Source organism: Shewanella sp. YLB-07 (genome assembly GCF_009377275.1).
In genome coordinates this window covers 145,031-170,587 of sequence record NZ_VOQB01000006.1, presented here as the reverse complement: position 1 = coordinate 170,587, position 25,557 = coordinate 145,031, and the positions used below count along the sequence as shown (strand labels likewise).

Sequence of the window (25,557 nt, the reverse complement as noted above, 5' to 3'; positions counted from 1 at the left end):
ATCTCCTTAGCTTTACTGGGTAGAAACCACATCAGAACTAAAAATTAACTTACCCGTTTCTATATCAAAAGGGAGGATTTTTATCACTGAGCCATTATCAAATTTAAAGTCTGGTATAGGCATGCTAAATCGATTGGTTTTTGGGTAAATCAACCAAATTTCAGAATTTCGCTGAGATTTTTGATAGGTCTGGTTATAGGCAAGCATTTGGTAAATATCGGCTTCTTTAATACCATACTTCTCACTTGGCAGGCTTTGGTCTATCACCTTCCACTTGGTATCACCAATAATCACCTGACCCTGTGTGGTAATGTATAGATCGGGTTTAAGCTGGAAAAGCATACTTTCTGTTTCACGAGTAAGTGTCTTATGACTCAACAGATACTCCTGTCTTACTTGAGATTTAACCTCACTGTCAGGCAGCTGTTGCTTAAGCTTTAACGCGACATAATCTTCGAATACTTTCTCCATCGGAAAAAGCATCGACAACATCTGGCTTTCACCAGCGATCGAAGTCGGACTATGTTCATTAAAGATCATCTCAATCCAAGGCCGTATTGACTCATAATGCCATACGTGGCGTCCCCGTTGCCAAGACTTCATATCTTGCCTGATGTTCTTCGATTCAGGTATATCGTTTAAATGAAACAGATACTCTCGACATAATTGCTTTGTATTGTCGGTAACACGCTTAAGCGCCCATAGTAATGCTGAGCGAATTAATCGATTTTCGGGACGGTTTGCCGAAAAATCATTAAAAATTAAGTAGTGTCTATGCTTTAAAACAGAATTGTGTTTGATCTGCTGGGACACAAGTAACTTACCCTTCAAAAAAGGCAAGTTGTCTTCAGTAGTTTGATAACTTCTGGCTACACCGCGTTTAATCAAGCTAGCCACTTCTTCAAGAAAAAGCATGATAAACACATCTAGTAACGGCATTCGAGTTAAATCAAGTGAAGCGTTATTAGCGAGCTTACTTGGAATATGCCGCGTAGCCTTAAGCATCTTTATCAGGGAGTGGCGAATAGATGCCAGCTCTTGATCATGATGTTCTGTGGCAACAGATGCTCTAGAGATCTTAGGTAAAATCTCCAATTGATCTCCGTTAGGTAAACATATCACGCCAACATAGTTCTGACAGACAAGCACTTCCTCTCTTTTCTCAAAACCATAACGAAATATTTGGTTGTGATCAGAATCAGTGCACAACATCAATCGTTTTAACGCATCAAAATGTTCGCTAGAAAGATGCAAACTACCAGCTTTAAATACTGTGACTTTATCCCGATATAACCGAGCAAACTCGTAGACTGACCATGTTGCCATCTTTACTATCCTGCGTTGTCACACAAAGCAAAGGCGGCATCATCAATATCGGCATATATCTTCTTATATGCCTCGCCAGTCAGTAATATTTCAAGATTGACACAGTAAGATTTAGCCGCATATTCATCTTTGGCATCCAGCCAAATGCTACGGGCATCTTTCTGTTCTTGGATGAAGCCATTATGACTGAATACTTGAGAAATTTTTTCCCAGTCTTCGAAGAAGTACTCTTCAAGAAGTGGAAGAATTGCAGTTTTAAATTGAATGAAAAGTTCATCTAACGAATCAACTTTCATCAGCAGTGCATGACCAATGATGTGTTCCCTGTCCAACAATAACTCAATGCGCTGATTGATAGAAAATAACATGCGACGTATGTTCACACCTTCGATATCAGTTGATAAAAGGCTATAGTCGGTTCGCAGCTCTTCAAACTTAAAACGGCGACGCAGTGCGACATCAATATGGGTTAGTGACCTATCGGCAGTATTCATCGAGCCTATGATATCTAGATTGGCTGGTACACAAAATAACTCCCCAGAATAAGGTAACGTGACAACCAATTCATTTTCGGTGCCTTTACGTTTATCAACCTCAATTAAGCTGATCAACTCACCAAATATCTTGCTTATGTTACCGCGATTTATCTCATCAATAACGATAGCATAGGAATTTTTAGGATCTGCTTGGGCAAGTTTGCAAATGCGTTTAAATACCCCAGGCTTTACTGAGTAACTAATATCACCATTGTCATTAGTTTCCGGCCTTAATCCTTCTACAAACTCTTCGTAACCATAAGATTGATGAAAAGTCACAAACTCATAGCGCTTAACAGATTCAGCCTGTGTTGGCCCACTCTTGAGCAGCGTTAGCAGAGACTGATATTCAGCTAGCTGTTCATCTTTAGCATCTACAATAAACCATTGGCTGGTTTGTGTTTTATCAAATATGAGCGGCTCAATCCGTTTATTATATTTAACTGTTACAGAATCAGTTATGGTATGAGTTTGTAGAGCTGCCCAAGCAGTTTGTGCAAAATTAGACTCTCTCCCATTTACATGTAATTTAGCTTGGAAGAACTTGTGCTTGATGATATGTGCAACACTATTTTCGCTGCCTAAATCAAGTATCGAAAGTAAAACAATTTCAAACCAGCTCAACTTCTCAACTTGCTGGTTTAGCCACAATAACGATTCAATTACAGCTCCCACTGAAATATAGGATTTTTTTAATAAACCCTGTAACTTATAGGTTTTTCCTGTTCCTGGAGGCCCATAGAAGATGATATTTTGGGCTTGGATTGTTGCTGCCATATATTTAGACTCCTCTTCTCGAACACTTGAGCTGACATCTTTTTGAGCGACGCCATTACTAATTCGTTCGTAAATTCGCCACAGCAAAATATTGCGGATATGTATATCCCAATCTTGATTTATAAAAGGATAAATAATAGAAAGTAAGTTCGAATTGTCTATTAACCAATTTTTTGAAGGTTTCATGGGTAATTGGTATTGGTTTTTTAAGCATTTAAATATGTCATTGAGATATGACTGACCTACAATACTTGTAACATTAACTGGGTCAGCTGCGGCAAAGGCTCTATTGATGACGGTCCAAAGAGTTCGATTAAAATCGCCTTCTAATTTCCAATCTTTTAATACTTGCTTATAAGTTTCTGTAGTTGGATGCTTGATAATTTCTAGCGTCCATTTCTTTAAGAAGTTTATGTTAGAATTAAACTCCTTTTTATACATAAAGCCTTGTCCGACACTTGCCACTCCATTACTAGCGTCATACCACAACACTTTGACATCTTCGTCTGTAACATGGTTTTTTCTTTTTATTTCTACTGATCGCTGGCATGTAGCTATATATTGTTCGTACCAACCTGTTTTCTTAAAATTAGTCTCATACTCCCAAGTAAGAAACTGTAGCAGGCTATGGGTATTTCTGCCCTTCGTCCACAAGTCACTCAATTGCTCCACATACTGCAGCGCAATTTCGATACCAGATGTTTGTGGACTCCATTTCTGCCCTGTACAAGCAGAAGATAAAAGCATCATTGGTAGCAAACCCGACGTACAGTCTGGTCTAAAGTCCTTCAGCTTAAATTCAATATAATTACGTGTTTTATGAGAATCATTCCAATCACTATCTTCGAAGCTTTCTCTGGTAACAATACCCTCAGCAATGATGCCTCTTGGTTCTCCGCCAACCTTTATTAAATAAACTGTATCACCGATTTTAGGCTTTTTACTATGGCATGACCAACGAATAACCTGACCAATGACGTATTTTAAGGTGCCTTCTTTGGAGCCATCTCCACCATTTGAGAAATTTTTCGGGTTCCAACTTAATAAATATGCAGCCACAATTCTGTCCTTAGTGTTATATGCGCTTATATCATGCAATCACTGTTTGGCGCATTAATGCCGTATTCGGGTGCATTCATCAAATTAGCCATTCTTTTACTATATATCCCTATCTAACTTTAACCTGAAAATCTTCAAAGTTATTTAAAGCATCAAAGGCGGTAAACACTGTCCATCCATAGTCCTTTAATGCCCTTGTATTATCTATGTTTATTAATACGGCAACTTTACGCCTTGGCCAGCAGAGATCTATAGCTATCATATTGCCGTTATCGTTGATAACAATACCTAACTCTGCACCGGGCAATCTAGTAGATTGACATTTTTGAAGAAAACCATCTAATGCAGTATCAGCGCATTCTCGGATGTTATCATAATCAAAAACATCAAATTTATGCTGTTCACGGCGTAATTGATTAATTTTTAGAACATCTTGATTACTAACATGAATATGACCGTGATGCGGTTGTTTCTTATGACAGTCAGCACAAAGAACTCTTAAGTTTTCAGGACCATTATCAGCTTTATCCCCATTAATATGATGGGTATGTAATAGCTTAGATTCATTCGTTAATTCAACACCACATTGCTCGCATGTGTAATTTAATTCACTTCTCAATTTAGCTGAAATAGAGGGCCAATCGGCTGTATAATTACTGGATGTTTTTTTTCGATTAAGTGGTAGACTTTTAAAGTAAGAGCTATATACTTCAAAAAATTGTTCAAATGAAAAATCACTAAACACCTGATTTTTCATTGTATAACTCTGTGTCGCATACCCCTTATAATTCAGAATTTTCAAGCAGTTTTTACATACACCTAAGTCAGTTTCACCTTCGATATCTTGCTTTAGCTTAAAGTTGCGTCCAAAAACAGGAAATAGTCCATCGATACGATTAATCACATCATATCGCTTAAAACGTCCCGTTTCTCTCATGAACTCCAATGTTGAACACTCTGCAACATGAATTCGACGGCCTAACTTACCATCCTCCAAGATAAACTGAATTTCATCACCTTGATCAGGTATATAAAGCATTACTTGATGGCCATCGTAATTTAAAATGCCGTTAGAACCATCAATTTCAGAAAGATGAAAATCCTCGCCTAGTATCCCCGTTATTTCTATGGGCACAATACTTTCTAATTCATCAGCACGGCTAGTAATTGAAAAGTCCGTTACAACTTTACCCAATGGTGATACTGCACGATATAATGCACTAAAATCAACAGTGAGCTTCATTACTGCGCCTCCAATATTCGTTTGATTTGAATATCGGCATTGGTAATCGCTCTAAACGATACACGCCGCGACTTTGCAGGATCTTCAATTCCATCTTTCATAATCAATCGTGAAGAAGAAAAGCCAACAGCTGCAATATTAGCCTTAATCCAATCTGCCTCGTCAGGCATCAGGGCATAGCCATATTCTAGAACTGCGCGCGTTCGGCCTTGTGACAGCCGCATGTTATAAAAATAAGCCTGCGCTTCAGTAGAGCCACGTAACCCGACACTAGACGTATGTCCTTCAATTCTAATTTCATCTAATGAATCTCGATAAGGCGCTAACACATTTATATATCTTGGGAAGAAAACATCTAAAATATCTTTGTAAGCTGCACTTAACTTAGTTTGGTTGTTAGCAAATAAAACATCCGGTGACTGAAAGTTAAATGCCAATGTTTCCTTATCGATAGTAGCTCCCCATTTAGTGAGGTCTTTTTCAAACTCGCTCTCTAATGCCTCAAAAATAGCTACCTGATTTTCCTGATAAGCTACCGCTACATCCTTAATCTTGTCGTTTTCCTTTTGGGTGATCATCATGAAAACAATGGCAATAAAAAGAAACACCATCATCAAACCAGCCATCAAATCTGAAACTGTCAGCCAATGTTCACCACTATCCTGTGTATTGGCACTAGAGCCAAATATCTTATCCATTAAGCTACTCGCTGATTAACGATTTCATTCATTGCATTGGTCAATTTCACATAATCTTCAACAAATTTACCGCTTACCTGGGCCAAAGCTTGTCCCATCTCATTCATCACTCTGTTTATTTCCTGCTGCATCGCAGTATCAATGAGTTTTAGTTGTGAATCGACCGCCTCACCTGTTAAGCCAACCTGCTGCTTAACTTGCTCTTCCATCGCATCGAATGTTCGTTTAGCCTGATTAATTTGTTGAGTTGCTGCGTCATCAATCACTTCGTTCAATCTTTGCTGTAACTTCTCAGCAGACTTAATAACGGTATCGCGAACCTGCTCCGTATCAGTAACTAAATTCTGGTTTGCCTCTTTCATGGTTGAAGTCATATCTTTGGCATCTGCAACTAACTTTTCAATCATGTCTCGCATAGTGCTATTTAGATCGCTTACCGCATCATGTAAGTGTTGCTTTATCACTTCTGTTTGAGATTGCAGGACATCAGAGCTTGTTTGCAAGCTTTGGTTAGTTCGAGCCGTGTTATCCGTGAATTCGTTCGCTGCTGTATCAATGTTTTTACTAATAAGCTCTGAGCTATCTATTAAACGATTGCCGACACTAGTGATGCCTTTCTCTGTTTCACTGGCAAACTTTTCAAGTAGCTCATTGGATGTCTTCACATGCGCTTTGATGTAGTCATCAGATTCAGAAAGGAGTAATTTGTAATGCTCACTTGCAGTGCTTACAGCGGCCGAAATATCATTAACGGTATTCTGCACTTGCTCTCTGATCTCAGGCACTGCTTTAATAGCTTCATCACGCATCAACTTGAACGCTTCTAAATGACGCTCCAGTTCAGCAAGTTGATGCTGATTAACTTCCATTACCCCTTTTAGCTCATTCATCGACTCTGGGATCACTTTGGTTTGCTCACTAATATGCGCTACCGATGATTCGGTTGCCGTTATAGCCTCAACGCCTTGAGCATATTGCTGCTGCATTTGCTCTAGCTGAAGCTTATAGTTCTCTTGCCAATCAACTAGCTTATGGACGGCTTCATTTAGCTGTTTAAAGTTTTCACCGAACTGTTCAGTTAAATTGTTATTAAAATCTGTAATTACCTGCTTAAGTGCTTCAATTACCTGCTCAGTCGCCGACTTTGACAAGGTATCGGCAAAATCGTGCAACTTAAGCCACAACTTCTCAGAAAACGCTTCAAAGATTTCTTGTTGTTTCGTCGCTTGCTCTTGCGCATTTTTTACTGACAATTTGGCGTTGTCATTAATGTCACCACGAAGAATTTTTAGTTGCCCAAATAAGGTAGACTCTTCGTTTCCGACCATTGCATTTCTTAGAATCTTTGTTTCAGCAACCTGCGCTTGCATTGCACCAAGAATAGCTTCCGGTGTTGCTTGCGAAATACTATCTTCAACTTGCTTAGGTTTTAAGAATGAAAATGTCGATAAAGTTTTAAAGACTAACGATGTAAAAATACCTGCCAAACTGGTAATGAAAGCCGTTTTCAAACCTTCTAACAATGGAGGAATACTAGCTTCAATATCCAGTTGATTGAACTCTAGCAGGCCCAGCACGATACCTAAAAACGTACCAAAAATACCCATAGTGGTTAATAACGTTGGTACATATTGCACAAACTCAACTCGCTGCGCTTTTTTGGTAAACCAAAGACCGGCCCAAAATACAATTGCCATTGAAATGATAATGACGCTGTTAACAATATCGGTATTAAACCCGCGCAATAAACTTTCAAATATTTCCATATCTATCTTCTTTAATTAATACCAGCTATTAAACCGATTATTTGACAATGTTATAGGTGAGTTGGAGTTAGGAGGTTAATGTATCACTAACACGAGACTTTAGTTGGTCACCATCACGCAGCTTCACCTCTTGGCGGATCTGCGTCATATCATCCCAACCCGCCTGCTTTATGGAAGGTAGAATAAACTTAGTGATGATGTCTGTTTCAGTTAACTTAGCTTTATTGATGCTCATAGCCTAACAAGGTCCTTCTCAGTAGATAACAAACAGGTACGGACGTTTTATCGAGATGAATTTTGCCATAATTAACACTAGAACGCAGTATTATTAACGAGGAATGAACTACTGAAATAGAATTAGTTTGATCTGGATAGTAAGCAAGCTTAAAAGTATCAGAATGTATCTAGGTGTGATGTTAGAAATACTTGCAAAACCATATATTAAAAATTCACATTAAAGACTGGGCTACTCTGGCTCTAGTTCTTCACTATACAGTTGCACTTATTCTATTACACCAATAACGCCTTAAATTCTTTTCCCTTTAACCACAGCGGTGAATTGTTCTGCGCTGCTAGCTGGTAGGCCCAAGTAGCAATGGCTTCAGAGCGCTGACTCTCACAGACAAAATAACTATTTAGCTCAAAGGTGATGATCTTTTCATGCTTAATGATATTTTGCTCGAACCAGCGATCTTTATGTTGCTCTGCGGCTAAGTGATCACGCTTGGCGTTATTACACTTGCTGTGTGCCAGTACAAAGTTATGGCCGAGATCTGACGGGTAACGAGCCCAGGGGATGAAGTGATCGACTTCGCCCTGCTCTTTCAGCTGTTGCTGACAATAGAAGCAGTTACCATGCTGTATCTGCAGCAATAGTGGTCTCGCTTGGATAATGGCTTTGCGATCACTGCCGAACAGGAAGTCAGACAGATTGCCTTGGCCACCGATGACGTTTTGATTGGAAGCAAAGTCACACACCTTCTGAGTCCAGTGACTGCGGGCCAGTGACACAACTAAATCATGGAAACGTCTGAAACAGAATGCGATACCTGAGTTCAACTGAATGTATTTTTTGCTCTTGTCATGGGGATAGTAAAAGCACTCCGGGTTACCAGCCAATAGCTGTAATCGCCACAGCGGGCCTTCTTTGAGTGTCTTACGTGTTTCACTGCACAACTTGCTCCAACCACTATGGGCTTTAAGTTGCGACAGGTTTCTTACCCCTTGGCTACGAAAAACACTCAGGTTATTGATTAATGCCGATTGCTTACCTGAATTCTGTAACAATAGAAAAGGTTCGGCATCTGTGGCGCTAAATGGCAGCGAGTGTTGCCAGTAGAGTTCGATAAACTTCTCGACGATTTCATCTATGGTAATGATACCGTCGGCTTCATGGCTTATATTAGAGCTTATATTTGAATCTGTATTCGAGCCTGCATTCGGGCGTGTGTAATGAGCCTTTTCGATACAGATATCAGCCAGAGCATGAAGCAGTGCAAACTTATAGGTGGCGACAAAGTCCCCTTCTACCAGTAAGCGCTGTAAGTAAGCGATAAACTCGACCTGCTTTGTGGCATCGACCTCTTTCAAGAGTGAGTCTTTTAAGAATGCATTATTCACCCAGGGACCTCATGCTTGCAGTTGAAACACTTGCGTGTGCAAGCACTAAGGTTTGCCAATAGACTTCCGCCCTTCCTAGCTTATCAGTTTCGTTTGCTGAAGTGTCGATAACGGTTAGCCCCACACTTTCTGCCAACTGCTCGAGTTCTTTGTCGCTCACTTGAAACATCTGACGCTCATCACTGCACGGGCCATGACGAAGCGTGATGACTAGTTTTCCATTTGGAGCGAGTAATTTAGTGAGTGTTCGTATCGAATCGGCTCGTTCTTGTGTTGGAATGTGCATCCAGATGGCGCTGAGCAGAATGAGATCGAAACATGTGTCTAAACTTGTGACTAGTGCTAAAGCCGGTAACGCATCATCAAGCCAAGTAACATTAAGACCTTGAGTGAGCTTTAGGCCAAAAGCTGTCAAGCCTTGTGCGGGCTCGACGGCATAAACTTCTACTTCTCGATTTACTGTGGTCTGCTCTGCCAGATACTTAACATCACGACCTACACCGGCGCCGATATCTAAGAAACGCAACTTAGCATTCTGTTCACTTAGCTTATTAGCGAGTAGCGAAGCTTCGGGTAACCTATGGGATGCTAAGGCAGGCTTAACTGATGACGGATTGAGAATACTTCTAAGATGAGGCAACCAGGACGCGTGAACCTCTTCGAAAGACGTAGACAGATACTGCTCTGCCAGTTCTTCGGCATTGGTGTTATAAAATCTGTTGTTGAGGCTGTCATAGGTCTCAGTTGTCACGGTCGCGATTCCCTCTGCGCTGATTGGTTACTTAATTGATGCTTTATAATTGATAGTTACTCAATTGATATAACTATCAATTATGCAAAAGACGTTACCATAGTGACGCAGAGAAAAGAATAGTGAATACTCTATTTACTTGACCTATAACATATGGCGGTCAGATGACGAATAAGTGAAGTAGCGAGTATCGAGCTGCGACTAAGACAGCACTTACCCATTAAGCCTATCTATTGTCTTTCCGGTACGCTTGTTGGCCAGAATCCATTGTTTAGAGCCTGAAGGAAAAAACTGGATCCCGGAACAAGTCCGGGATGACATTTCCTGCCTGATCCATAGGGATATGGGGAATGCTTAGTTAGGCACTCAAGATATTGTTGCGCACTAGACCCCGGCGCACATTCTTGCAGAGCTTGCCGAAGCGGGAGATCTCATCGAAATTAGGGATAGCACCACGCTCGATGGCCGATTCCCAATAGGTCAATTCGGTATCGACCAGTTCCAAGAGTTTCTTGGGGCAACCTTCGCAGCTGCCGTCCGGACCGCAGATGAAGGTGTCGGGTTCATACAGGGGCAAGCCATCCTTTACCTGCTCAATCAAAAGTAACATGGCTGTCTGTCTATCCGGCTTCTTACTCATTTGCCATTCCTGTTTATACCTAGGTAAGAATAAATGCTAAAACTGAATTAGTCGTGGCCGAATTCTATGCTGCTAGTGCGGTGAAGGCCAGATAATTAGCGACTATTAATAAGAGAGCAATAAAGCCGTGAGGTAAAATCAAAGATGACGACTTCGTCTGGAGAAGCAAACACGGCGTTGCGCTGGTGAAGCTAAGATGATGGCTTCGCCTAGGAAAGCTGAGACGAGAAAGACTAGTTGCGAGGTGGAAGCTAAGAAGGTACGAGTTCCTAGTGTCGAGTGGCGAGGAAAGTCTAAGACCCTTTATTTCTGTCTTTCCGGCATGCTTTTAGGCCGGAACCCACTGTTTAGAGCTTAAAGATAAAAGCTGGATCCCGGAACAAGTCCGGGAAGACATTTCCTACCTGACCCATAGGGATTGAGTGATATCGGGAATATCACAGACCCATGCGGTCAGATGACTAGTGTTATTGTCATATCTACGTCTTTCCTTTCTGTCTTTCCTTTCTGTCTTTCCGGCATGTCTGTTGGCCGGAATCCAGTTTTACTTGTGTAGTGCATTCGACAGAGCGACGATATCGGCCATGACAGTCTTCTCGCCTAAATCAGCTAGGAATGTTAGATGTTCAATGACTTTCACTTTCTGAAGGTTTTCTAGCTTAGGTGCACCACCTATGGCAAGTGCAGAAACAAAGCCATACATCTCATCGGCTTCTAGAGGACCAAGTATTACCATAGCGCGTTCGAAAAGAGGGTTTTCATCTAAATCTTCTTCTAATCCATCCTTTGAATTAGACGAAAAAAACAGGTCTATACTATGTTCTTGTCCTCTTTTCTCTAAGTTTACAGTATCATCTGTTGGGAAAATCATTCCAAAATTTACGTTGATACTTATACTTTGCCCTGACTTTTCTCCCCAAACAATTAATTCGCCAAAAGCACTTCGAGCTATTACATAGTAGTTATCATTATTTTCAAAAGGAGTATCTCTAAGCCAAGCGGCTAAAATATCCGTATAATCCGCAGGATTGACTATCCATAAAATTCCTTCACCCCATCCACAGAAGCCATATTCTTGCCAATACTCCAATACTCCAATACTCGAGTTGGTAGTTTATCTTTAAAATCAGTAAGCAGTTCAACAGCTGGTTTTTCTGCTTTAATAACGGGACCAAATCCTGAAAAACCGTAAAAATCTTTAAAAAATTCGTTCATTTACTTACACCTTTCTATTTACATCGATGCAGGTCTAAATTCAAGTTGGTATCTGGGTCAGCTTTACGGCTTATAGGCACAATAGTGGAGGAGTTACGATAGTATAAACTTATAGAATCAAGGCATCACATTGATGCCTTAGGATAAAGATAAATTGGCTTAATATGTTTTAACTTTTTCAAATTTTAATTCTACTCTCAAGAAAATCTAAATACTTTGGATTATCTTCCAGTAATATATCAAGTCCACCACCTACATATGCTCTGGTCAATTCATCAGCTGCTTTATCGAAATTTTCAGTTTCAAAATACATTTGACCAAGCCTTAAATGTATATAAGGGTTACCTAATCCTGTAGGGCACTGCACAGCATTAAAAAAACATTTAAAGCATTTATCAAAACTTTCTTTTTTGAAATGAATATCGCCAATCGATACATATATCCATGTAGCTGCTTCCCACTCATTCCTATCAGCAGGTAAAAGCTTTAATGCCTCTATATAATTAGTTTTGGCTTCATCTAGTCGTTCTAATTTAACGAGTTCATCTGCTGAAGCACAAAGTTTTGTTACTTCAGTAAAAATTTCATCTGGTAATTGCATGATTGCTAAACCTTAGTCAATTTCATCTAGATCAAAGGAAAACTTGAGCTTCTCTTCTTCACTTGCTACTGGGAGATATTTTTTCCCTAATGATGCCCCGTTACTTCGATTAATGCTAGAAGGTTCAAGTATATAATTTGAAGGATCGTTCATAAATTTCCTGACCTCAGGGGATTTTGCACCTTGATATCTTCCGACTCTATTCCAATATTCAACGGCAGATTCAACATGCCCCATATCTGTTTTAGTTATAGGGTGCCATTTACCATCTTCTCCCAAAACTTCTCTATTATTTTGATTCCCTACTAAAGTACCATTTTCTCTCATATTTTTTTGAACTTCCAATCCAACACGTGACTCTTTGCCAGGAGTTGCCCCCATATATGTGTTACGGTTAGATTTATCTGTTCCATTCATTCTTTGCCAACGTAACTTAGTTGGATCTGAAGAAGGTAATTTCGCATAAACTTGGCCCTCCGAACCAAACTTAACCTCTGTAGATGGCCCATCGACATTAACTTTTAAACTATTAGGTTGAACTAAACCGCTACTAGTATCAGATTTTAACTGTGAGTTTTTTGATGGTTTTTTTGGTTTATTCTCTGCGGCAAGTGGTAATGTATTTTCTTTCTTATAAGGCTTGATGTCATGCTGATTATTGACTTTTTTCAGTGATGTAGAAATATCGGCGACGATATTAATGGTGCTTTCGAGTGCCTTGCCGCCTTTTCGGGCTGTGGTCGCGGTGAAGAGTATTCCCGCTGCAACGGGCCCACCAACACCTCCTGCGAGAGTACCGACAGCTGTACCGCCAACGACCACAGTGGTATCCATCCCCATCTGGGTCATTTGATATGCGGTTAGCTCTGCGATTTGGTCTTCAGGGAGGGCTGCCAGAATACGTTTTGGTATACTGGCTAACATTTCACGGCTAGTCGGGTCGCAGAGTAATAGAATGAGCGTTTCCATGGTTTTACGGGCTTGTGATAAACCTTGCCCGCCTCTATCATTCCACTCTTTTAGTTTATCTTCTAAGTCGTTGATGTTACCAGTGCTTATGGCTTCGATCAGCATGGTGATGTCTATATCGGCAGCGTCCATCAACTTACCGAAATCACCTAAATCCGGCAGATATTCGGTGAACCCGTTAGATGCGCCCTCTTTTGCGGATTTGGCTAGCTCCCATGACTGCGCTAAGTACGAGAGGTTATCAAACTCTTCACTCTGGGCGTTTAGCTCTGCAATTTTGCTATCTACTGCGCTTTTAAATGACTCAGTCACTTCAAAAAGCTTTTTCTTCTTGGCGACCTCTTTGGCATCGAGTGTTTGCTGTGCAATTTGTATAGCGACGTCATTAAGTGCTGTGTCTAACTGCTTATATTGAGACTCAAGTGCCTTTTCTGCTTCGGCCTTGTCTGCTTCATCACCAAATATCACCTGAGCTGGATAATTGGGTCCGCCTTCGACCATAGCCCAGCCTTTATCATTAAGAACGCCCTTAATGACGGTATTAGCTGGGTCACTGAAGATCACGCTATAGGGCACGTTACTGGCGTAGGTTTTTTCGCTGTCGTCGTAACAGAGTTCGAGTTCCAGCTTAGGTGGTGGTTTGCCAAAATCGTCACTGATTAACGCGGGTTTAGGTTTGTTTTCGGCCACTCTGACTCTAGATGTGTCAGCGACATAATCCAGCGGCGGTGCAGGATCCAGATTGTCGTTTTTGTTACTAGAAGATCGACCACTACCAAAACTATACAGTGTACTGCTGCCCCTTGACTCGAATCGTCGGGTTAACTGATTCAGGGTTTGTGCACTGATCCCATTCCCGTATCCAGAGTTTGCGGTTGGCTTGCCCTGCTCCATGGCAAACAGTGGCGATCTAGGAGTGTCAGTAAGCACCACTAGCTCACCCTGCTCTAGTTCGGTTTTCACTTTATCCAATGAATGCCCAGACGGGGTTATGGCTTGCCAATCTCCGTCACTAAGACTAGATAAATCAGACTCAATGAGCACTGCATCGTGCAGCATTAATGAATCAAGTGTGGCTAAACGTATCGACATTCTGCGTGACTTCCTTTTACAGCATTTAAGGAGTTAGGTATAAATCTCTCCGCATACAGCAAAAATCACACCAAAACGGTAAAGTCAGTGTTTATCTAGGTTTCTGTTTTTAATATGTGAGTACTGGGCAATATGTGGCCCAGAATTGAGCAAGAAGTTGCCCAGCGGGCAATAAATGGCCCAGCTTTTGGGACTGGTTACGCTCTAAAACGTGTGTGCACGATATTGACGGTTATTCATCCAATCTATCCAGTCATTTTGTAGTGGGCTTAAACCACCAGGATATTGGCTGAGTATGCTTTTAGGATTTGATGTCTCACATCTTGTTTGTACCATGTGAGCTAATAGCGCTGTGATGGTCTGCTTGCCCTGCTTACTGCTCATTAAGAAATGAATAAGCGAATGCGACTGAGCATACATACTGCTTTGCTGGCTTCCGGCCCAGATTTGTCGTTTGGAGTTGAGTAGCGCATTTAAACTAAGCTGTTTACCTGTAAGCGTTCGCTTCCAGTCTCTTACGGGGATTTTAGCTGAGAAGCCTGACATCTCTATGCTTTCAAAGTATTCAGCCATGCCCTCATTAAACCAACGCGGTGTAGGGCCAAATAAGCCTGCGTTGAGCACGTGCACGGATTCATGAACCGAAGTTTGATGCGCTTGGCGGTCATTTTTATGGTGTACCACGGCCATATTTTGTCTGGCGACATAAAACCCTTGGCTAGGGCCAAGATTAGGGGCGTATTTAGCCTGTAGATTATTATAACTCGCTTTGGATTTAGCTAAGGTAAGATTGACTTTAACGGGTGCTACACCTGAGTGTGGAAGATAGCTTTTATAGATGTCGCTCACTTTTTTGATCGCTGCGGTAACCTTGTCCTTGTAGTACAGAGGTAACTTGCCACCAGTCGAGTTAACTTCGAGTTCAAATGAGTATTCAGGCTCTTGGTATTGAGTGAGAGCGATATCGTGTTGAGCGTATTCTCTGTCATCATCGGTGAAGTGCATCTGGCCATTTTCATCGGTCCAGCTATAGATACGCTTTCTGTTTTGTTTTCTTTGGGCCTGCTCGGCTTCATTCAAGGTTGAAGTGGCACAACCTGGGATATTGTTGTATTTAAATTGATTTTGGTTTGAGTTCTGTTCTGTATGCTCGAATGAGTAGCCCTGAGTAAATTGAGTGTCTTCTTGTTCAGTGTTAAATCCTGAATTGGGCGTGCTTTTTGACGTTGTCAGAGTCTCATTATGCTCTATATTTCGCTTCTGCGTACCAGCGCCATTCTTTGATATTGTTGCCATATCAGGTTTATCAGATGTCTTGCCAAGTGTGAATCGGCTTCTTGGTAACTCTGCCCAGTTTTGACAAAACTGCCAGCCTTTGTCGCGGCAGATAACCCCAGCTTTATAGCGATTAGCCAAGAAGTGTTCGATGACCTTGTCTTTAGTGGTCATACGCAATCCGTCTTTGCCGTACTCTTCAACGGCTAATCCGATAATTAGCATTAACAGTATGAATAATAAATACCGGCTTAAACGTGTTTCCATTGGCTATTTTCCGAGCTCACGACTCATTCATTCGAGATAGACAGCAAGGTTACCTGTTTGTAACGAATGGTGAAAGCCTTGTGAGTGTTAAGGCAAAAGCTGGATCCCGGAACAAGTCCGGGAAGACAGCAAAAGAACGAGTCTAGGAAGACTAATAGAGGACTTTCGGGGTGAGTCTGGGATGACATACGTTCATAGCCGTCAGAATACGGCAATGGTACCTAGGTCGGGATAACTAATGAGAGCCCCCTACTCTATTCCGATCTTTGATCTTTTTCTATTTTAGGTAATAACCACTTAAAATTAGCTTTTCATACTAAATGAATGTTTTTTAGTTTGTGGTTAAATTATTTTAAATTATTTTAAATCACTACATTTTGTTTACACGCTGTTTTAAGTAATCACTCTAATGGTGGTTTGACCAGTATTTTGATAAATATTATTTTATAACTTAACCTTAGCACTAATGTTTTATTGACCCGTTTAAACTGGGTGAGTTGGATCTATATATTAAACCCTGATTATTTCCTGAACTAGTTGTTACCTTTTAATTCCTTAATCAAGTTTACATGATAAAACAACATCTTAAAACTTACTTCCGATAATTTACCTATCTGACATTCCATTCAAGCTACCCACTAAGAGTCAAAGACTTAAGGGCTTAATAGTCGCCATGGAGATAGGAATTTGTCTGCTTAAATTTGGTGTTTTTCTGAAAAAACTATTTTTACCTGCTGTGTTTGAAAAGATGAAAATAGGCTTTATAAATTAGATAAATCTCTATTTTTACTATTTGACCGATTTAAATCTCTGCTTTAGGTTGTGAAATTGTTATCAATTAAAAATGGATAACAATTCAACTAATGAATGTTCAGAATAAATTCAATGGAGAAGAATGATGAACAAGAGACAGAGTAATAGCGTATTAAAAAATACACTACAATTCGCCAAACTGACGGCGGGATTAATATTCATGGTCAGTATTGTAGGCTGTAGCGGCAATCCTTATGTATCGAATGCCGAAAGAAACGAGATTATTACCTTAGGTGATTCGATCTATGATCTTTCTGGTGAGATCCAGATGTTTTTGGAGCAAGATGCCGGTGAGACATTCAGAGATTATACCCAAAGTGGTGCCGAACTGGCTGGTGGCGCATTGGCTACCTCTGTCATTACACAATATGCCGATGCTAAGGCTGATCATTCAACCATAGAAACTATCGTCATGAACGGTGGAGGCAACGATATCCTCATTCCGGCCATGATATTCGACCCCTATCGTTGTAAGACTAAATGGTACCGTCCAAATTTAACCAACTCTTGCATCTCTTTAGTTGATGATGTGTATGTTGACGCGGTGACCTTGCTCAATCAAATGGAAACCGAGAGCGTATCAAACGTGCTCTACCTGGGTTATTACCACACCACAGGTAACCTCACTAGTCTGATCAAGGCTGTTGATTACGGCAACACGCGTTTGTCTGAGGCTTGTAGCAATACTACTGCTAATTGTAGCTTTATCGACCCACGCTCGGTTATCGTCCCCAGTGATGTTATCTCCGACAATATCCATCCAACCACATCTGGCTCACAAAAGATGGCCGCGCTTATCTGGCCTCTGTTAGAACCTCTGCTATAGAAAGCGCCTGAATATTAGGATGAAAGTCGACTGGACCTAAGGCGCTGTTTTCATCCGAACTTTTCAACTAATTCTAAGAGTAATTCGAACAACATTTTTCAGAATATTTACAGAACTATTTTAAGGACAACTAACAAAGTAGTTCGTACGATTATAAACCCGGTTCAGCCACCTTCATGGATAGGACATTTAGCTTATGACAGTACCGATAGATAAACCCACTCAGCAATTTAAGCTAAACACATTTTTACTTATCTTAAGTGCGTTAACACTCATAGGTGTAGCCATATACATGTGGAGCTCGCAAGAACGGCAAGCCGATAATTCAAGTGTTATAACTCACAATGCCAATTTAGATCCAAAGTCAGAACAGGCCATGAAACCAGTGGGCAACTCAGATGAAGCTATGCCTGAAGCCAATAAAGACCTTCTTCAGTTTAAACAAGCCTTGTCGGATAACCTAAAACAAGAATTCCCTAATGGCATGGCCGGTATCCTCAAGCAGCTGTCATTAATCGAAGTACGCGCCTATGTTATCGAAAACTACCATGATGAAGGTATAAGCATCTTCAACGAGGTGATCACTTCAGTATTTCCCTCATGGGCACACGATATTTTAAGCGCCATCGCCACCATGGATATCTATAACGCCTGGTTGCTCGACAGCATGGCAGAGCTCAATACACTTCCCTTTTTAGAAAGAAATGGTCAACTCTGGAATAAACGCAATCAACTGTTTGGTAATAATGCCAAGTTGATTTGGTCCGATGAATTAGATCGCATCGCCGCACGAGAAGCCAACATGCAGCAGACCATTGCCTTACTCGATGCTGCTGATGATACCGAGATCAACGAACGTCTAGTGATATTACAAAGTGCCCTGGAAGATAACTATGGCGGCGAGATACAAAACTTACTCATCAGCAAGGGCATGATAGCCGACATTTTCTTCAGATTCGGCAGCGTACAGCGCGATCTCGCAGCCATGGACGTACAAGACAGACAAGCGCAAATCGACAACATCAGACGAGACCTGTTATACGATGAAGATCAAATAGCCTATCTTGCAGATCAAGACCAAATTAAAGAAGAGAACTGGCAAACCGGCTACGCCTACATGACAGAGCGAAAAGCTATGATGGCAACGCTCACAGGCCCTCAACTTGATTTAGAACTTGAATCAAAAACTGAACTGGCTACTGACGTAAATCAACAACAAGCATTACAGACCGCGCTCAGCAGTCTAAGAGAGAAGTACTTCGAACAAGATTCCTCCACCATATCAAAAGAAGAACAAAATGGCTTCTACCGCTACACCCGCCCCCGCATCTACGGCAGAAATTGAATGACAAATGCCCTGCTATTATGCAGGGCTTCAACTACTGTCATTCCGGTGTGTTTACGACGACCATTAGGGTGTGCTCAACCAACAGTCTTTCCGACGTCTTTGCATATCGTCTTTCCGGCACTCTTTTAGGCCGGAATCCATTGCTTAGAACCAAAAGACAAAAGCTGGATCCCGGAACAAGTCCGGGACGACAGAGATGTAGGGCAGAAGCCAGAAAAATCCTAGATGACCGACTACACGCATACCGTTATTACAACACGCTTAACGACCATCTTTCCGGCATGCTTAATCAATCGTCATTCCGGCATGCTTTTAGGCCGGAATCTATTCTTGTCTGCTTTTATCCCAGCTCCTCGTGACTTACTAGTCTAAAATTAGATTTCATTAACTTCATGGACGAAGAGCATGCAGCCTTGTGTGTATATATTAGCCAGCAAAAAGAATGGAACCTTATATGTCGGTGTCACTAGTGACCTGATTAAACGTATCTGGGAACATAGAGAGCATCTCGTCACTGGATTTACTGATAGATACCATGTTACCCAACTAGTTTACTATGAGCTTACGGATTCTATGTATTCAGCGATAACTCGTGAGAAGAAACTTAAAAAGTGGTGTAGGCAATGGAAAATCAATCTTATTGAAAGCCAGAATCCTGAATGGCATGACTTATGGGATGAAATTCAGAGCTGAACCTCTTTAGTTCGTCTTTCCGGCATGCTTAACTATTGTCATTCCGGCATTCTTGTTGACCGGAATCCATTGCTTTGAATCTAAGGACAAGAGCTGGATCCCGGAACGAGTCCGGGATGACAGCAAAGGTAGCAAGTCCGAGTCGATAATTGCTCTCGGTTCTAGCATCCATGCTTCACTCTACTTCCTATATCCCTATAGTCACCACAAATCGACATTTCCTACATCCCTGTAGGTCAGATGACAGTAAAATCGACTAGTTCAGTGTTCTTCAATCTCGTCTTTCCGGCACTCTTTTAGGCCGGAATCCACTCTTTATAACCAAAAGACAAAAGCTGGATCCCGGAACAAGTCCGGGAAGACGAGATGTACGTCATTCCGGTATTCTTTTGGCCGGAATCCATTGTCCAGGCTTTAAGTGAGCTCTAAGCTTCAATAAGCTGGGTATAAAGAACTTCAAACTTAAGCTAGTCTATTATCCAGTTTATCTATTATTCGCATCAAGTCGCGGTATTCGGACGCGCTGAGCACATCTAATAAATCAGCTTCCCAGGCTAAAGCTTTTGGGGCAATGGTTTGATACAGCTTTTTACCCTGCTGCGTTAATGCCAATACTGAGGCGCGTTTGTCATTTTCATCGAGCTGTTTTATCAGGTAGCCTTTGTCTAACATAAGTTTGACGGCGCGTGAGACGGTGGACTTATCCATCGATGCCAGTATGGTGAGCTCTTTGGCGCTAATGCCGGTAGGCTCGGTACTTTTATTCTTCTCAACTATCTCATTTACCACAGCTCTCTTGGTTGTCTCACTTTTCTCCGTTCTTTCTACTCGCTCACTTTTGTCTGCCGCCTCAACTCGCTCAGCAGTATCATTATTCTTAGCACTATTATCGACTAAGTCTCTTTTACCATTTCCATTATTGCGATCATCATGCTCGGCAAGGTGGACCAGTATCCTCCACTCTGGTGTGGTTAGATTAAATTCACTCTGGTAGACCTCGGCGAACTTTTCACTCACGTTTTGAGCCAGGTTCACTAACCTATAGGGAAGGAAGTTTTTTAACATGAGACTGGATTCGCGTGATTCAGGCATTAGCTTTCTCTTTGTTTGGTTCTTGATTTAGTTCTTAGTTTAGGGCGTACGGATACTGATTAATTCTCACATGAGACTAGTTTGTTGCCAAATCAGTTTAACGGCACTTGGTGACTATTACGCTTACTATTTCTGATTAAACCTAAGAGCATGCACAAGCAGAACCTGGCAATCTATATATTTTGTAACACTAGACTAGAGACTTATAACCTACAATATCTCAATTGGCTTTATCAATTTGTACAGTTTCATTTACAAAACCCAGTCAAAGTTGACAGTAAATCTCGTGACTATTTATAGCATAAAGATTGAAACTAGTCTCACTTGAGAGTAGTTTTATTGTGATAGAACAAAATAACAATACAAGAATCAGATCATCTGAGTGTGAACTTGGGTGCCATAGAGGACAAGCAAGCATGACGATTGAACTAAAATATATGACAGGTTTTGGTAACGAGTTTGAGACCGAAGCCCTGCCAGGTGCCCTGCCAATCGGTCAGTTTAGCCCGCAGAAGATAAAATATGACCTGTATGCCGAGCAGTTTAATGTCACCGCCTTTACTGCGCCTCGCTGTGATAACCGCCGTAACTGGTTCTACCGTATTCGCCCTTCTGTGGTTCAAGGTGAATATGAAGCGATAAACAATGCATTGGTTCGCAGTGCGCCCATCACTGAAGTCGTCACCCCGCCGACGATGCTACGTTGGGATCCCGTTGAATTACCGACTGACAAAACCGATTTTATCGATGGTTTAGTCACTATGGCGGCTAATGGCAGTGTTAACGGTCAGGCTGGTATTGGCATTCATATCTATGTGGCCAACAGCTCGATGGAAGGCCGTTATTTTTGTAATGCCGACGGTGAGCTTTTGTTTGTGCCTGAGCTTGGTGAGATTATCTTGCATACCGAATGTGGCAAGCTTGCCATTAAAGCCGGTGAGATTGCGGTGATCCCACGTGGTATTAAGTTCTCTGTCGAATTACTCACCGACACGGCTCGCGGCTATATCTGTGAAAACTATGGCCACCCTTATGTATTAGCCGAACGCGGCCCAGTTGGTGCCAATGGTTATGCCAACGATCGCGACTTTGAGTATCCAATAGCCTGTTTCGAAGATAAAGAAGGTGATTTTGAATTAATCACTAAGTTTGGCGGTAACCTGTTCCGTTGTGACATAGGCCACTCCCCTTTCGATGTAGTTGCCTGGACCGGTAATAGTGCGCCTTACAAGTACGACCTTTCACGCTTCAATGTGATCAACACAGTGAGCTTCGATCATCCTGATCCTTCAATCTTTACCGTGCTGACTTCCCCTTCTGGTACGCCAGGTGTGGCCAATATCGACTTTGTGGTCTTCCCGCCGCGTTGGATGGTTGCCGAGAACACCTTCAGACCGCCTTATTACCATCGCAACATGATGAGTGAGTTTATGGGCTTGATTGAAGGAGTGTACGATGCCAAGGAACACGGATTCGTGCCTGGAGGTTCAAGCCTACACAACTGCATGTCACCCCATGGGCCCGAAGCCGAAGTATTCGAGAAAGCATCGAACGCTGAACTTGCCCCACAGCGCTATGAAAACACCATGGCATTTATGTTCGAGTCTCGCTACATCATACAGCCGACTAAGTTTGCTCTTGAAGGTAAGACCCGCCAGCCAAATTATTCGCAGTGCTGGAAGGCGATAAAGAAGAAGTTTAAAGGTTAAGAGCAGAGAGGGAAGAAAGCTGAAATGACGACCTTCGGTCTGGAGAGACCGAAAGGATGGCTTCGCCTTGGAAAGCAAAGATGGTCGCTTCGCTCGGTGAAGCTGAGACGAGGGCCTAGGACCTCTGTTAAAGCTGAGATGTCGGTTTCACCTGAACTGCTAAGATGGACGCTTCGCTTGGTGAAGCTAAGAAGACGACCTTTGGCCTGGGAAATTTTAGTACTTCCCCTACCGTCTTTCCGGCACGCTTAACTACTGTCATTCCGGTACTCTTGTTGGCCGGAATCAATTCTTCACACCTAAAGAAAAAGCTGGGTCCAGGAACAAGAAAGTCCGGGTCGATAATTGCTCCCTGCATGATCGACATTCCCGCTTTGACCCATAGGGATATGGGGAATGTCTGAATGATATCGGGAATATCGCAGACCCATGGCTGTCAGAAGACCATTTACACCCACCTCGTCTTTCCGGCACTCTTTTAGGCTGGAATCCATTCTTCGCACCAAGAGTAAAGCTGGATCCCGGAACAAGTCCGGGAAGACAACAACAGCAAAAGTCCGGCTCAATGCATGATCGACATTTCCTCCCTCCGTGGCGGTCGAAGACAACAACAGAAAAAACGGGATGACATATCAAAGCAAAACGTATTTCCATATAGGAAATACCTGTTGTCGTTATGGCAACTCGCGCTTCAATGCATAACTCATTAGTCTCTCGGTCATTCCTGTTTATCAAAATAAGACCTTAACTGATAATGTTTAGATACCTTTTGTGTAGTTTCGCTTTAGTGCTTATATATCCCTTAGGCATAGATCTGTATTTAGTCGGTCTGCCTGATATCGCGCGAGATTTAAATGCCTCACAGGCTGACTTGCACGTGGCCTTCTCTATATATTTAGCGGGCATGGCCTCGACCATGTTGCTAGCCGGATGGTTCGCGGATCATGTCGGACGTAAACCCGTTGCCTTGATGGGCGCTGCAACGTTTGCTATTGCCTCCTGGTATGCAGCAAACTCTGTGACTGTCGAATATTTCTTATTTGCACGATTCGGCCAAGGTGTTGGCGCAGGCTTTTGTTATGTGGTGACCTTCGCAATTTTGCGCGATACCTTAGATGATGACAAACGCGCCAAGGTACTGACCATGATCAACGGCATTACCTGTATTGTGCCTGTTTTGGCCCCTGTAATAGGTCATGTGATTTTAATGCGCTTCGAATGGTCTAGCCTTTTCTTCTCTATGGCAATTATGGCCATGCTGATCTTTCAGCTTTGTTTGTTGATATTAAAAGAAACTAAGCCTCGTCTTATTGAGGCGTCTCATACGAATACAAGTACACAGTCAGAAAACAGCTTTAATCATGCTCCATACAATGAAGGTACGCAAAAAAGCAGCAATGAGTCGCTAGTCTCTCGATTATTTATCAGTCGTTTGACTACGACCTCTTTGGCCGTCACCGTTATCCTGACCTATGTAAACATCTCTCCTATGTTATTGATGGAACAGATGGGCTATTCGACCGGTGAGTACTCGGCGGCGATGGCAGGCTTAGCGGCGATTAGTATGGCAACCTCATTTTTAGCACCTAAGTTACTGACGTATTTTGGACAACAAAGAATAATGTTAGCGTCTCAGTGCCTATTTATATCATCTGCTGTAGTGCTAATGGCGGGCTATCAATTTAAGCTAGATAGCAGTGTGATCTTACTCGGTATAAGTTTGATTTGCGCAGGATTCTCGATCGGGTTCGGCACGGCAATGAGTCAGGCACTATCTCCTTATAGCCGGAGAGCGGGCATGGCGAGTTCAGTGTTAGGTATTAGCCAGATAGCTTGTTCTGCCGCCTATATCACACTGATGGGCTGGCTGAGCATGAGTGCACTTAATATGTTGATATTCTTGTTGCTGCTAGCAAGTGTAAGTAGCATCATACTGCTGCTTGTTGTCCCCAGTGACACAGCATCGAGTGACAAGTTAACTCACAAGGTTTCGGAGCTAAACAGTAATGACAAAGTCCCTGCATCGTCTTGATTTAAATCTGCTGTTTACCATGCAGCTACTCTTAAACGAGCGCAGCGTGACTAAGACAGCTAAAAGGCTGTCGGTGACACCATCGGCGGTGAGTAAATCTCTGGCAAAACTCAGAGATTGGTTTGACGATCCCTTGTTTGTGCGTACACCACAAGGATTGCAGGCCACACCGCTTGCTTTGAGTATGGAAGGCGATCTTTCTGAATGGTTTCAGGTTGCGACTCAAATCGCTGCCAAACGCAGTAGCGAGACGCCTAAGGGCGTCAGCTTTCAGCTGATGATGGAGTCGCCGCTACATATGCTTCAACTTGGCGAGTTACCCCAACGTATCAATCAACAATATCCAGATGCCAACATAAAAATCCGTAACTGGGAGTATGACTCGTTAGCGGCCATTATCAATGGTGAGGCCGATATCGGTTTATGTGGACGAGAAAGTCATCCGCGTTCATCAGAAACACTCGACTTACTGCCCTACTTTATCGATTATGAAGTGCTGTTTACCGACTTGCCATTGGTGTATCTCAGAGAAAATCATCCGGCGCTGGATGAAAACTGGAATATGGACACCTTTTTAAAATACCGTCATATCAATATACTTTGGGAAAAGGCTGAGACCTGGGCACTGGATGAGATTTTAGCTGAGACTGGGTTAAGTCGTAATATAGGCCTGTCGTTATCGACCTTCGAGCAGTCCTTGTTTATGGCGGCGCAGCCCAATCAAACCATGTTCACTACAGCGCCAAGCTATTGCCAAGACTATATTAAGCAATATCGTCCCAACCTGGTCACTAGGCCTTTACCCATCAGTGCAGCAGCGAGTAAACAAATCGAGATCCCCATTACCTTGATGTGGCATAAGCGTAATTCCCATAACCCCAAGTTACGTTGGCTCAAAGAGACGATTAAGGAGATGGTTGAGCAAAGCTAGAACGAGGAGAAGCTGAGATGACGGCTTCGCCTTGGGGAGCAAAGAAGGGTTTAAATCTGCGATGAGTGAAGAGCTAAGTGAACGGCCTTTCCTTATTGTCTTTCCGGCGTGCTCCCTTTATGTCATTCCGGCACTCTCATTGGCCGGAATCTATTCTTTAGAATCTAAAGACAAAAGCTGGATCCCGGAACGAGTCCGGGAAGACGTAATAGTTGATCTTTCCAGCATGCTCCCTTTCTGTCATTCCGGCACTCTCATTGGCCGGAATCTATTCTTTA

General features: G+C 42.2%; 23 protein-coding genes. 6 read left to right on the top strand and 17 right to left on the bottom strand.

Translation table 11 applies throughout. The features are described 5' to 3' along the window. Positions 1-12: 12 nt before the first annotated feature. The 14 genes from FS373_RS14830 to FS373_RS14775 all read right to left on the bottom strand — a co-directional run bounded on the left by FS373_RS14830 (position 13) and on the right by FS373_RS14775 (position 15,835). Positions 13-1,326, bottom strand: a complete 1,314-nt coding sequence (locus FS373_RS14830) for an McrC family protein (RefSeq protein WP_152829739.1) — start codon at positions 1,324-1,326, stop codon at positions 13-15. Positions 1,327-1,331: 5 nt separating this feature from the next. Further along, positions 1,332-3,698 carry an McrB family protein gene (locus tag FS373_RS14825; RefSeq protein ID WP_322619508.1) on the bottom strand — a complete coding sequence of 789 codons (2,367 nt, stop codon included), beginning with the start codon at positions 3,696-3,698 and terminating at the stop codon, positions 1,332-1,334. Between the two features lie 109 nt (positions 3,699-3,807). Continuing rightward, positions 3,808-4,941: an HNH endonuclease gene (locus tag FS373_RS14820; RefSeq protein WP_152829738.1), complete on the bottom strand. Its 1,134-nt coding sequence runs from the start codon at positions 4,939-4,941 to the stop codon at positions 3,808-3,810. Beyond that, on the bottom strand, positions 4,941-5,639 hold the full coding sequence (locus FS373_RS14815; protein WP_152829737.1) for an OmpA family protein: 699 nt from the start codon (positions 5,637-5,639) through the stop codon (positions 4,941-4,943). The genes FS373_RS14820 and FS373_RS14815 overlap by 1 nt, the downstream gene beginning before the upstream one ends. Continuing rightward, on the bottom strand, positions 5,639-7,405 hold the full coding sequence (locus FS373_RS14810) for a MotA/TolQ/ExbB proton channel family protein (RefSeq protein ID WP_152829736.1): 1,767 nt from the start codon (positions 7,403-7,405) through the stop codon (positions 5,639-5,641). Before FS373_RS14810 ends, FS373_RS14815 begins: the two co-directional genes overlap by 1 nt. 67 nt (positions 7,406-7,472) lie before the next feature. Then, positions 7,473-7,640 carry a hypothetical protein gene (locus FS373_RS31515; protein ID WP_194165865.1) on the bottom strand — a complete coding sequence of 56 codons (168 nt, stop codon included), beginning with the start codon at positions 7,638-7,640 and terminating at the stop codon, positions 7,473-7,475. Between the two features lie 275 nt (positions 7,641-7,915). After that, the gene (locus FS373_RS14805) at positions 7,916-9,025 is read right to left on the bottom strand and encodes an HNH endonuclease (protein ID WP_322619507.1); all 1,110 of its coding nucleotides are present in this window, start codon (positions 9,023-9,025) and stop codon (positions 7,916-7,918) included. Then, positions 9,018-9,776, bottom strand: coding sequence for a class I SAM-dependent methyltransferase (locus FS373_RS14800; protein WP_322619506.1), 759 nt, complete (start codon positions 9,774-9,776; stop codon positions 9,018-9,020). The genes FS373_RS14805 and FS373_RS14800 overlap by 8 nt, the downstream gene beginning before the upstream one ends. 358 nt (positions 9,777-10,134) lie before the next feature. After that, positions 10,135-10,416, bottom strand: coding sequence for a hypothetical protein (locus FS373_RS14795; RefSeq protein WP_142874973.1), 282 nt, complete (start codon positions 10,414-10,416; stop codon positions 10,135-10,137). A 544-nt stretch (positions 10,417-10,960) separates the two neighbouring features. Then, the gene (locus tag FS373_RS14790) at positions 10,961-11,506 is read right to left on the bottom strand and encodes a GAD-like domain-containing protein (protein WP_227992802.1); all 546 of its coding nucleotides are present in this window, start codon (positions 11,504-11,506) and stop codon (positions 10,961-10,963) included. After that, positions 11,449-11,631 carry a hypothetical protein gene (locus FS373_RS32035; RefSeq protein ID WP_227992800.1) on the bottom strand — a complete coding sequence of 61 codons (183 nt, stop codon included), beginning with the start codon at positions 11,629-11,631 and terminating at the stop codon, positions 11,449-11,451. Before FS373_RS32035 ends, FS373_RS14790 begins: the two co-directional genes overlap by 58 nt. Positions 11,632-11,809: 178 nt before the next feature. Continuing rightward, entirely contained in the window at positions 11,810-12,232 is a 423-nt protein-coding gene (locus FS373_RS14785; protein WP_152829735.1) for a tetratricopeptide repeat protein, read from the bottom strand. Between the two features lie 12 nt (positions 12,233-12,244). Further along, positions 12,245-14,293 carry a GH-E family nuclease gene (locus FS373_RS14780; RefSeq protein WP_152829734.1) on the bottom strand — a complete coding sequence of 683 codons (2,049 nt, stop codon included), beginning with the start codon at positions 14,291-14,293 and terminating at the stop codon, positions 12,245-12,247. Positions 14,294-14,497: 204 nt separating this feature from the next. Continuing rightward, positions 14,498-15,835, bottom strand: a complete 1,338-nt coding sequence (locus FS373_RS14775; RefSeq protein WP_152829733.1) for a DUF1570 domain-containing protein — start codon at positions 15,833-15,835, stop codon at positions 14,498-14,500. A gap of 895 nt (positions 15,836-16,730) precedes the next feature. Here FS373_RS14775 and FS373_RS14770 point away from each other — a divergent pair. The 3 genes from FS373_RS14770 to FS373_RS14760 all read left to right on the top strand — a co-directional run bounded on the left by FS373_RS14770 (position 16,731) and on the right by FS373_RS14760 (position 19,515). Then, a complete protein-coding gene (locus tag FS373_RS14770) occupies positions 16,731-17,474 on the top strand; it encodes an SGNH/GDSL hydrolase family protein (protein WP_152829732.1) in 744 nt (247 codons plus the stop codon). Positions 17,475-17,670: 196 nt separating this feature from the next. Further along, positions 17,671-18,819, top strand: coding sequence for a hypothetical protein (locus FS373_RS14765; RefSeq protein ID WP_152829731.1), 1,149 nt, complete (start codon positions 17,671-17,673; stop codon positions 18,817-18,819). Between the two features lie 408 nt (positions 18,820-19,227). Further along, positions 19,228-19,515 (top strand): GIY-YIG nuclease family protein, encoded by a 288-nt coding sequence (locus FS373_RS14760; RefSeq protein WP_152829730.1) that lies wholly within the window; start codon positions 19,228-19,230, stop codon positions 19,513-19,515. A gap of 6 nt (positions 19,516-19,521) precedes the next feature. On the opposite strand, the gene FS373_RS31510 is transcribed toward FS373_RS14760, so the two are convergent. Both FS373_RS31510 and FS373_RS14755 read right to left on the bottom strand, forming a co-directional pair. Then, positions 19,522-19,683, bottom strand: a complete 162-nt coding sequence (locus FS373_RS31510; protein ID WP_185977033.1) for a hypothetical protein — start codon at positions 19,681-19,683, stop codon at positions 19,522-19,524. Between the two features lie 294 nt (positions 19,684-19,977). Next, on the bottom strand, positions 19,978-20,607 hold the full coding sequence (locus FS373_RS14755; protein ID WP_144046492.1) for a MarR family winged helix-turn-helix transcriptional regulator: 630 nt from the start codon (positions 20,605-20,607) through the stop codon (positions 19,978-19,980). Between the two features lie 416 nt (positions 20,608-21,023). On the opposite strand from FS373_RS14755, the gene hmgA reads away from it, so the two are divergent. After that, positions 21,024-22,316 carry a homogentisate 1,2-dioxygenase gene (hmgA, locus tag FS373_RS14750; protein WP_144046491.1) on the top strand — a complete coding sequence of 431 codons (1,293 nt, stop codon included), beginning with the start codon at positions 21,024-21,026 and terminating at the stop codon, positions 22,314-22,316. A gap of 127 nt (positions 22,317-22,443) precedes the next feature. Here hmgA and FS373_RS32455 read toward each other — a convergent pair whose 3' ends face one another. Beyond that, positions 22,444-22,578, bottom strand: a complete 135-nt coding sequence (locus FS373_RS32455; protein WP_265575334.1) for a hypothetical protein — start codon at positions 22,576-22,578, stop codon at positions 22,444-22,446. Positions 22,579-23,070: 492 nt separating this feature from the next. Here FS373_RS32455 and FS373_RS14745 point away from each other — a divergent pair, with 492 nt between their 5' ends. Both FS373_RS14745 and yidZ read left to right on the top strand, forming a co-directional pair. Further along, positions 23,071-24,348: an MFS transporter gene (locus FS373_RS14745; protein WP_152829729.1), complete on the top strand. Its 1,278-nt coding sequence runs from the start codon at positions 23,071-23,073 to the stop codon at positions 24,346-24,348. Then, the gene (gene yidZ / locus FS373_RS14740) at positions 24,323-25,279 is read left to right on the top strand and encodes an HTH-type transcriptional regulator YidZ (RefSeq protein WP_152829728.1); all 957 of its coding nucleotides are present in this window, start codon (positions 24,323-24,325) and stop codon (positions 25,277-25,279) included. Before FS373_RS14745 ends, yidZ begins: the two co-directional genes overlap by 26 nt. Positions 25,280-25,557: the final 278 nt, after the last annotated feature.

Coding starts and splice junctions, on each gene's coding strand:
- FS373_RS14830 (WP_152829739.1), bottom strand. CDS start 1,326: ATGGCAACATGGTCAGTCTACGAGTTTGCTCGGTTATATCGGGATAAA.
- FS373_RS14820 (WP_152829738.1), bottom strand. CDS start 4,941: ATGAAGCTCACTGTTGATTTTAGTGCATTATATCGTGCAGTATCACCA.
- FS373_RS14815 (WP_152829737.1), bottom strand. CDS start 5,639: ATGGATAAGATATTTGGCTCTAGTGCCAATACACAGGATAGTGGTGAA.
- FS373_RS14810 (WP_152829736.1), bottom strand. CDS start 7,405: ATGGAAATATTTGAAAGTTTATTGCGCGGGTTTAATACCGATATTGTT.
- FS373_RS31515 (WP_194165865.1), bottom strand. CDS start 7,640: ATGAGCATCAATAAAGCTAAGTTAACTGAAACAGACATCATCACTAAG.
- FS373_RS14795 (WP_142874973.1), bottom strand. CDS start 10,416: ATGAGTAAGAAGCCGGATAGACAGACAGCCATGTTACTTTTGATTGAG.
- FS373_RS32035 (WP_227992800.1), bottom strand. CDS start 11,631: ATGAACGAATTTTTTAAAGATTTTTACGGTTTTTCAGGATTTGGTCCC.
- FS373_RS14785 (WP_152829735.1), bottom strand. CDS start 12,232: ATGCAATTACCAGATGAAATTTTTACTGAAGTAACAAAACTTTGTGCT.
- FS373_RS14780 (WP_152829734.1), bottom strand. CDS start 14,293: ATGTCGATACGTTTAGCCACACTTGATTCATTAATGCTGCACGATGCA.
- FS373_RS14775 (WP_152829733.1), bottom strand. CDS start 15,835: ATGGAAACACGTTTAAGCCGGTATTTATTATTCATACTGTTAATGCTA.
- FS373_RS14770 (WP_152829732.1), top strand. CDS start 16,731: ATGATGAACAAGAGACAGAGTAATAGCGTATTAAAAAATACACTACAA.
- FS373_RS14765 (WP_152829731.1), top strand. CDS start 17,671: ATGACAGTACCGATAGATAAACCCACTCAGCAATTTAAGCTAAACACA.
- FS373_RS14760 (WP_152829730.1), top strand. CDS start 19,228: ATGCAGCCTTGTGTGTATATATTAGCCAGCAAAAAGAATGGAACCTTA.
- FS373_RS31510 (WP_185977033.1), bottom strand. CDS start 19,683: ATGCTAGAACCGAGAGCAATTATCGACTCGGACTTGCTACCTTTGCTG.
- FS373_RS14755 (WP_144046492.1), bottom strand. CDS start 20,607: ATGCCTGAATCACGCGAATCCAGTCTCATGTTAAAAAACTTCCTTCCC.
- hmgA (WP_144046491.1), top strand. CDS start 21,024: ATGACGATTGAACTAAAATATATGACAGGTTTTGGTAACGAGTTTGAG.
- FS373_RS32455 (WP_265575334.1), bottom strand. CDS start 22,578: ATGACAGTAGTTAAGCGTGCCGGAAAGACGGTAGGGGAAGTACTAAAA.
- FS373_RS14745 (WP_152829729.1), top strand. CDS start 23,071: ATGTTTAGATACCTTTTGTGTAGTTTCGCTTTAGTGCTTATATATCCC.
- yidZ (WP_152829728.1), top strand. CDS start 24,323: ATGACAAAGTCCCTGCATCGTCTTGATTTAAATCTGCTGTTTACCATG.